Genomic DNA, 8,088 nt, shown 5'->3' with positions numbered 1-8,088 from the left:
CTCGCCTAAAAATATATCTTTAAACTGGTTCATCCCCGCGTTGGTGAACATCAGGGTTGGGTCGTTTTTTACTACAATTGGTGCAGAGGGCACAACGGTGTGACCCTTGGAAACAAAAAAATCAAGAAAAGCCTGTCGTACTTGTGAAGCTGTCATAGTGTGCAAAGATAGGATTTTACAGGATTTAGGATGTGGGATTTTCGATTTCAGATTTGGGGCTTTCAATAACATTTCTACCGCGAGATTAACGCAGTGTATCTCGTGGTTGGCATACAGTAAGCTTTCAGCTTACGTAGCTGAAAGCTACAAGCTCGTTGCAACGAAATGAACGGGCAATACAAAACCACATGATACGTTTTATTGTTATTATTGAGTTTTAACCGAATAAAGATTAAATTTGTGTATGGAAACGTTAAAAGTTGATATTCAGGACGATCAGCAGAAAAGAGTGCTTATAGCGTTTTTAGACGGACTCAAATACGAATACCGGATAGAAGGTATTCCAGATGTAATTCCGGAACACTCCATTGACCTTGAGCAGCGCCGGGCCGATCTGTTAAGCGGCAAAGCTTCATCTCTGCCCTGGAGCGAAACCAGGTAAAAAATTTGATTACTTGCTTACTTATCTACTAAACACTTACATTTGCACATGCCTTATAAAGACCGCGAAATAAGCAAGATGTATTACACTATGGGCGAGGTATCGGCCATGTTTGATGTGAACCAATCGCTTATACGTTTCTATGAAAAGGAATTTGATGTACTGCAGCCTAAAAAGAACAAAAAAGGCAACCGCTATTTTACTCCCGAAGACATCGAGAATTTCAAGATCATTTTCCACCTCATCCGCGATAAAGGCTATACCCTGAACGGTGCCAAAGAGCACTTAAAACATAACATGAGCGATACCAAAGAAAATCAGCGTGTTATTGATTCGCTCGAAAACATCAAAAAATTTCTGCTCGAAGTGCGCGACGAGTTGTAGGTATCCGCCTAAAGCATATCTTTATTTTATATTGATATCCCGATGATCGCGAATCATAAAGGCGAAATACCTGTTGTTACCCTCCTGCTACCTTTTTTACCCGGTATTGCTATCGGCATCGCTTTTAATCCAGTAAATTATTTACCTGTTCTCTGGAGCTTTTTTATCGGCCTCATCATCTTATTTATAACCCTCAACATCGGTTACCGGCGACTGGCCGTTTACAAATTTAGATGGCTTGGTGGCCTGTTAATGAGCCTGCTGATGCTGATAGCAGGATGTATCGGCGCTGTAAATAGTATTGAGTTAAATAATCCAAGGCATTTCTCAAAAATCCCTGCCCAATACCTTTCAGTGGTTATCAATAACGAGCCACAATTGAAAAACGGATTACTGCGCTTTACTGCAGCAGTTAAACAAAGCATATACCAAGGGCAAGTAACAGCAGTAAACGGCACATTACTCATTACTATCAAAGGAGAGACAGCTCTCAAATACGGTGATGGAGTGCTGATTCCTGCCACCACCACCCTTATTGATCCACCTTTTAACCCCGGTGAGTTTAATTACAAGCAATACCTGGCCCATCAAAACATTTATCATCAAGCTTTTTTATATCCGGGTCAATTCAAAACATTGAAGCGTAATCAAGGGAATCCGCTTATTGCTTACGCGCTTAAAATGAGGCAGCAAATGGTGGCAAAATTCAAGCAGCAACTACATAATCCGGATGCTATTGCCGTAGCATCAACCCTGATACTGGGTTATAAAGCCGATCTGAGTAATGACATCTTGCAAGCTTACTCCAAAACTGGAACCATTCACGTACTATCGGTATCCGGCGCACATGTGGCCATCATTTATCTTTTACTGCAATGGATGCTCAGCTTCCTGGATAGATACAAATATGGCAGGCTGATAAAAACTATTGTCATTATTCTACTGATTTGGTATTATGCAATGCTTAGCGGATTTTCCGCGGCGGTTTGTCGCTCGGCCGTCATGATCAGTATGGTTATTGTGGGTAAAACTTTTGTGCGGCACATTAATATGCTCAACATCCTCGCCATATCGGCCTTTATGCTGCTGCTGTACAATCCGCTTTATATTACAGATGTGGGCTTTCAATTGTCCTATCTGGCTGTTGCCGGTTTAATTATATTTCAACCGATAGTATACGGATGGTTTGAGTTTAAAAATAAATGGACCGATAAGCTATGGGCGCTGTGTTCGGTATCCATAGCTGCCCAGGTGATCACCTTTCCGTTAAGCGCGTTTTATTTTCACCAGTTCCCGGTGTATTTTTTGCTGAGCAATCTGCTTATCATCATTCCAACCTCAGTTATTATGTATACAGGTATAAGCTACCTGCTGTTTTCATGGGTACCGGTACTTTCAACTATACTGGCCTGGGTGTTGGAGAAAACTATCCTACTCATGAATAAGGCATTGGCGATTGTTGAATATGCTCCATTTGCCAGCATTAGTAAAATATGGTTTACCACTACCGAATACCTGATTACCGATGTATTAATGGTGGGCTTGTTCTGTTTTATATATTATAAAAGGTCGTGGTTGCTTAAACTAAGTTTGGTGTGCCTGCTTTTGCTAAGTATTAGTATCAGTTTTAAAAGATATAATTCCATCAACACCAGATCAGTTGCTTTTTTAAACCTGCGAAAAAACACGGGAATGGTATTTAAAAGTGGGAATAACGCCATTGTAGTAAGCAACCTCGCCGATACCGATAAAAGCTACACCTATTCGGTACAACCCTATTTAGATAGCAGTAAAGTAAACAACACCATTTTATTGAGACTCGACCAGAACATCAGTGTTCCTTATCTCAAAAAACGAGGCAATCTCATTCAGTTTTATGATAAAAGGATATTGTTGATTGATAATAGAATTGCCCACATGCAATTACCTCAAAAATTAAAGACTGATTACCTGTATATAACTCAAAACCCTTACATCAGCCTCGTGCAGATCAATAAGAATTATGAATATCAAACACTTGTAATTGACGGCAGCAACAGTAGTAAAACAATCAGTCAACTGGAAACCGAAGCCCGTACCATGCATATAAATTATAGGATAATTAAGCGTAACATTTCGCTGGTGGCTTTATCTAATTGACAAATTAAACTAAACGCCAATAAATTTGTCTTTTAATCTAAAACAACTAAATTGGTACAAAATCAAACTAACTATGAACATTAAGTTTTTAAATGTTGCACTGGGATTGGCTCTTACAGCAACAGCCCTAAGCGCCAGCGCGCAAAAAAAGTATACTGAAGGCGTTGTAGCCTTAACTACCAATATGCGCGGACAGCAGGTGGATGCTAAAGGTTACTTCAGGGCCGATTCAAGCGCTTTTACATTTAGCGCAGGGCCGGCTACCATAAAAATTTTAACAGACGCGGGCGGCAAATCAATGGCGGTTTTAGTTGATGTGCCTGTGGCCAACATAAAAAAAGCGGCCGTTGCTACACCAGACGAGGTTGATCAGGCTATGGCAGAAATGCCGACCCTTACTTTTGCACCCGGCACCGAAACTAAACAGATATCGGGCTTTAACTGTAAAAAGGTAGTTGCTACTGATACTAAAACCCAAAAGACCTATGACCTTTGGATCACCAATGATATTGAGGTTCCTATTACCGGTATAGCCAAATATTACCGTGAGGCAGGTGGTTTCCCTATCCAATACACCTCATTTAGCCAGGGCCAAAGTACCGAGGTTACGGTAAAAAGTGTAACCGAGGCAAAAGCACCGGCAGGAACTTTCGGTATCCCGGCTGATTTTGAAAAAATTTCAATGGACGACCTGAAAGCTATGAGCGGCGGAAGATAAAATACTTCACTAACAATTCATTAAAGGTTTCTTAACATTGCGGCTAAAAGTACTATGTTTGTACTCCCGCTATGTTAAGAAACCTTTTTTGCTTGATCAGATTTTTCATATTCTGGTTGTTGTTTTTCGCAATTACCCGGGCTACGTTTGAGCTGTATTTTTCACACAAACTTAAGGGAGCCGGCATTGGCGAAATACTGCAAACATTCTTTTACGGTTTCCGCTTAGATGCTTCGGCGGCAGCTTATATATGTGTTATACCTTTGCTGGGTTTTATCATTAACTGGTGCATTCCAAACTATAACATTAAACCTATCTGGCTTAAAATTTATACAGGGTTAATACTTTTCTGTATCTCCTTAAATACCATACTCAATTTCAACATTTTTAGGGAGTGGGGTACCAAGGTAACCTTTAGGGTTTTCAGTTCATTTTATCATGCTCCTTCCGAGGCACTGGCATCTTCCAGTTCATCACCGGTAGGTAAAAGCATTTTTATTGGTTTATTATTAATAAGCACCGGCGCGTTGCTGTCTAAATACATTATCAATTATAATTTTAAAAAGCCTACTACATCACCGGGCACTAAAAGCATACTAATATGCCTGTTGGTATTTGCTAATTTTTTACTGATGCGTGGCGGCTTGCAAGCCGAGCCCATTAACCAGAACGCGGCTTATTTTTCTGACCACGAGATCCTGAACCAATCGGCCATGAATACGGAGTGGAATTTGTTTAACAACATATTTGAAAACTTCCGTAAGCCTTATAACCCTTACACATTTATGCACCCGGCCGATGCCCAAAAGCTGGTGCAGGATATGTATCAGGTTAAAAATGATTCCACTGTTCAAATATTAACTACCAAACGCCCCAACGTAGTGATCATTCAGATAGAGAGCTATACCGCCAGCGTTATTGAATCGCTTGGTGGTGATAAGGGCGTGGCTCCTAATTTTGAAAAGTTTATCAAACAAGGGGTACTGTTCAACAATATCTATTCCTCTGCCGATAGAACCGATAAAGGTATTATATCTATCATGAGCGGCTTTCCCTCACAAGCTATACGCACCGTTGTAGCCGATACCATAAAACAAAGAAAACTACCGGCATTGTCGGCGGTGTTTAAAAACGCGGGCTATCAAACTACTTACTTTTACGGCGGCAAAAGCAGTTACATGGATTTTAATATCTTCATGAAAAGTCACGGTATCGATAAAATTATTGATGAGTATAGCTTTGATAAAAACGAGGTAAAAACACAATGGGGCGTATATGATAACACGCTTTTAAACAAACACCTGCAATATACCGCGCAGGAAAAACAACCCTTTTTCTCGTATCTGCAAACCTCAACCAATCATGAGCCATTTATACTGCCTGTAAAGGCCCATTTCCCGGCTGATGAAGATGGTGATGCCAGTAACAAATTCAGAAGTACGGCTTATTTCACCGACTCATGCCTGAATGCTTATTTTGAGCAGGCCAAAAAGCAAGCCTGGTATAAAAACACACTGTTCATCCTCGTGGCCGATCATGGCCATCGCTTACCCCATAATGTGGCAGAAGCTTATGACCCTGTTAAATACCATATTCCACTATTATTTTTGGGTGATGTGATAAAACCAGAATATCGTGGCGCAAAAATCAGCAAATTAGGCGGACAAACAGATATTGCAGCTACGCTTCTATCACAATTAGGTATACCACACAGAGAGTTTGAATGGTCAAAAGACCTGCTCAATCCTCAATCTAAAGATTTTGCTTTTTTCGACTGGGATAACGGCTTTGGTTTTATGCTGCCTCAACAAACAGTATCGTACGATAATTCGGGCCGAAGGATAGTTTATACCAGCAACAAAAAAGCATCGCAGCAAACTACAGATAATGCACTGCTATATGGTAAAGCCTTTTTACAAAGGGTATTTACGGAGTACATGGCCCTTTGACCGTTGATTTCTTTTGATTGCGATGATTTCGCTGATTTTTTCTGAACCTTAATTTTGAGGATTAAGGGATTGCCGAATTAAAGAATTAACGGTATAAACAAGTACGTCATGCCGAACTTGTTTCGGCACCCCACATTCAGGCACATCATGCCTAATTTAGCTCAAAATTTCTTTGTCATTCTGAGCGATAGCGAAGAATCTCTTATTGAGCCATTTACATTTTACAACAGATACTTCGCTATCGCTCAGGATGACAATGGTAGATTATTTCAATGATCTTCCCAGTTGCTCAACCCATTGGTTAAACAGTTTGGTTTCAAATTCAACGGCTTTGTTAGCATGGCGCTCCCAATCGGGCGAGAATTTATGCAGTTGGTTCAGCATCTCTTCCAGGTGGCCTTCTTCTTCCAAAATGATCGATTTTACGTTCACCTTACTTCCCGCAGCATCAAGCGCATCCTGATAAATAGGATAAAGCTCATCGGCACGTACCTCAATAGAATAAGTTACCAGCAGGTAGGCCGCAAAACGCAATTCGCTACCGCTTAGTCCCAGCTCTTTTTTCAGGTAACGGCAAACATCCACATCCAGCTGATTCAAATAATACTTACTTGAACCTGGTGCTAATAGATATTCAGCGGCATATGTCGGCAGTTCAACACCGGTTTTTTCCAGTTGCTTTTTAAGGTAAAAAGCATGGCGGTGTTCCTCTGCGGCATGTTTTAGTATAATATAAGTAACCGTAAGCGGATCTTCACTGGCCGATATTTTACGCGCACCGGTATTTTCCATCAACGACAGCGTGTTTAGCCAGCGGGAGTGTAACTCGTTATCAGCAATTATTTGGGGTAATAATGTATTCAGCATAATTATATTTCTTCGAGGGCCTGCTCAATTTTGCTGTAAACATAATCGAGTTCGGCATTAGTAATGCAATATGGCGGTAAAATGTATATAACATTGCCCAGCGGGCGCAATATAATACCTTCGGCCAAAAAGTAATGGTACAATTTATCGCGCAGCGAGCTAAAGTATGAGGTATTATCGCCGGTTTCCCATTCCATAGCCAGAATGGTGCCGGTTTGCCGTACCGTTTTTATTTTAGTGTGATGCTGTATTTTAGCAGCAAACTGCCGGTGCGATGCCTGTATGCGTTGTGTGTTTACCGCAGTTTCAGGCTGCAAAAAAAGATCAAGACTGGCCAAAGCTGCTGCTATCGCTACTGGGTTAGCGGTAAATGAATGCCCGTGGAATAGGGTTTTCAGTTTATCATCAGATAAAAAAGCATCATATATTTCCTGCGTACAAGTGGTTAGGCCCAAGGCCATAGTGCCTCCTGTTAAACCTTTTGAAAAGCACATGATATCGGGCTGCACCTGTACATGGTTACAAGCAAAGGGCTTGCCCGTACGCCCAAACCCGGTGAATACCTCATCATCAATCATCAGCACGCTTTCTTGTTTACAATGAGCCATTAGTAGGTTCAGATATTCGGCCTCGTACATGAGCATACCTGCCGATCCTTGGACCAGGGGTTCAAAAATAAAACAAGCAAGTTCAGACTTAAGATTTGTGATTTGTGATTTGAGATCCTCTATATTATCCTTATTAGGTGTATCAATAAATTCTACCTCAAACAATAAACTATCAAACGCGGCGGTAAAAGCACTGCGACCGCTCACAGCCATAGCGCCAAAGGTATCACCGTGATAAGCATTCTTGAAAGCCATGATTTTGGTACGCTGATCGCCTTTGTTGAGCCAGTATTGCAGGCACATTTTAATGGCTACTTCGATAGCAGTTGAGCCATTATCTGAGTAAAAAGCTTTTTGCTGATTGTCAGGTAAAATAGCCAATAGTCTTTCCGCCAGTTCTACAGCACCTTCATGGGTAAAGCCCGCAAAAATAACATGCTCAAGCTTGTGTAACTGTTCAGAAACTTTTTGGGCGATATAAGGGTGTGCATGCCCATGAATATTTACCCACCATGATGATACGGCGTCAATATATCTTTTGCCTTCTTCATCAAACAAACAGGCCCCCTCACCTTTTACAATGCCTATTGGCGGGGCAGCGGTTTTCATTTGGGTATAAGGGTGCCATATTACTTTTTGATCTCGCTGGGTTAAGTTCATAGTTCTGCTCTTAATAATTCAACAACACGTTTATCTGTCGGGAAGGTAACATCATCCGTAGTTAACTCCGCAATATTTATCCACCTGAAAGCCTGGAGTACATCACCTTCGCCGTCAAAATCATAGGCAATGGTTTTTATCGGAAAATTCAAGGGTGTAAGG

8 protein-coding genes are annotated in these 8,088 nt (G+C 41.1%); 5 read left to right on the top strand and 3 right to left on the bottom strand.

Annotation, left to right across the window (positions count from 1 at the left end; genetic code table 11):
* The coding region (locus tag AAGC65_RS23195; RefSeq protein ID WP_343114850.1) for an alanine--tRNA ligase-related protein at positions 1-156 on the bottom strand (156 nt) is incomplete at its 3' end.
* A gap of 247 nt (positions 157-403) precedes the next feature.
* Between AAGC65_RS23195 and AAGC65_RS23190 the strand changes: the two genes are divergently transcribed.
* From AAGC65_RS23190 to AAGC65_RS23170, 5 genes are all read left to right on the top strand, one after another.
* Positions 404-601, top strand: coding sequence for a hypothetical protein (locus AAGC65_RS23190; RefSeq protein ID WP_343114849.1), 198 nt, complete (start codon positions 404-406; stop codon positions 599-601).
* A gap of 48 nt (positions 602-649) precedes the next feature.
* Positions 650-985 carry a MerR family transcriptional regulator gene (locus tag AAGC65_RS23185; protein ID WP_076373420.1) on the top strand — a complete coding sequence of 112 codons (336 nt, stop codon included), beginning with the start codon at positions 650-652 and terminating at the stop codon, positions 983-985.
* 42 nt (positions 986-1,027) lie between these two features.
* On the top strand, positions 1,028-3,124 hold the full coding sequence (locus AAGC65_RS23180; protein ID WP_343114848.1) for a ComEC/Rec2 family competence protein: 2,097 nt from the start codon (positions 1,028-1,030) through the stop codon (positions 3,122-3,124).
* A gap of 73 nt (positions 3,125-3,197) precedes the next feature.
* A complete protein-coding gene (locus tag AAGC65_RS23175) occupies positions 3,198-3,842 on the top strand; it encodes a hypothetical protein (RefSeq protein WP_343114847.1) in 645 nt (214 codons plus the stop codon).
* 92 nt (positions 3,843-3,934) lie between these two features.
* Positions 3,935-5,791: a sulfatase-like hydrolase/transferase gene (locus AAGC65_RS23170; protein ID WP_343114846.1), complete on the top strand. Its 1,857-nt coding sequence runs from the start codon at positions 3,935-3,937 to the stop codon at positions 5,789-5,791.
* A gap of 264 nt (positions 5,792-6,055) precedes the next feature.
* Here the strand turns inward: AAGC65_RS23170 and AAGC65_RS23165 are convergent, their stop codons facing one another.
* A complete protein-coding gene (locus AAGC65_RS23165; protein ID WP_343114845.1) occupies positions 6,056-6,658 on the bottom strand; it encodes a hypothetical protein in 603 nt (200 codons plus the stop codon).
* Positions 6,659-6,660: 2 nt separating this feature from the next.
* A complete protein-coding gene (bioA, locus tag AAGC65_RS23160; RefSeq protein WP_343114844.1) occupies positions 6,661-7,926 on the bottom strand; it encodes an adenosylmethionine--8-amino-7-oxononanoate transaminase in 1,266 nt (421 codons plus the stop codon).
* Between the last annotated feature and the right edge of the window lie 162 nt (positions 7,927-8,088).

Source organism: Mucilaginibacter sp. (assembly GCF_039207105.1).
Lineage (GTDB): Bacteria > Bacteroidota > Bacteroidia > Sphingobacteriales > Sphingobacteriaceae > Mucilaginibacter.
The sequence above is the reverse complement of the archived record's forward strand: the minus strand, read 5'-3'. Positions and strand labels throughout refer to the sequence as shown.

Excerpts from the sequence above, each read along its gene's own strand:
- AAGC65_RS23190 (WP_343114849.1), top strand. The coding sequence starts at position 404 with ATGGAAACGTTAAAAGTTGATATTCAGGACGATCAGCAGAAAAGAGTG.
- AAGC65_RS23185 (WP_076373420.1), top strand. The coding sequence starts at position 650 with ATGCCTTATAAAGACCGCGAAATAAGCAAGATGTATTACACTATGGGC.
- AAGC65_RS23180 (WP_343114848.1), top strand. The coding sequence starts at position 1,028 with ATGATCGCGAATCATAAAGGCGAAATACCTGTTGTTACCCTCCTGCTA.
- AAGC65_RS23175 (WP_343114847.1), top strand. The coding sequence starts at position 3,198 with ATGAACATTAAGTTTTTAAATGTTGCACTGGGATTGGCTCTTACAGCA.
- AAGC65_RS23165 (WP_343114845.1), bottom strand. The coding sequence starts at position 6,658 with ATGCTGAATACATTATTACCCCAAATAATTGCTGATAACGAGTTACAC.
- bioA (WP_343114844.1), bottom strand. The coding sequence starts at position 7,926 with ATGAACTTAACCCAGCGAGATCAAAAAGTAATATGGCACCCTTATACC.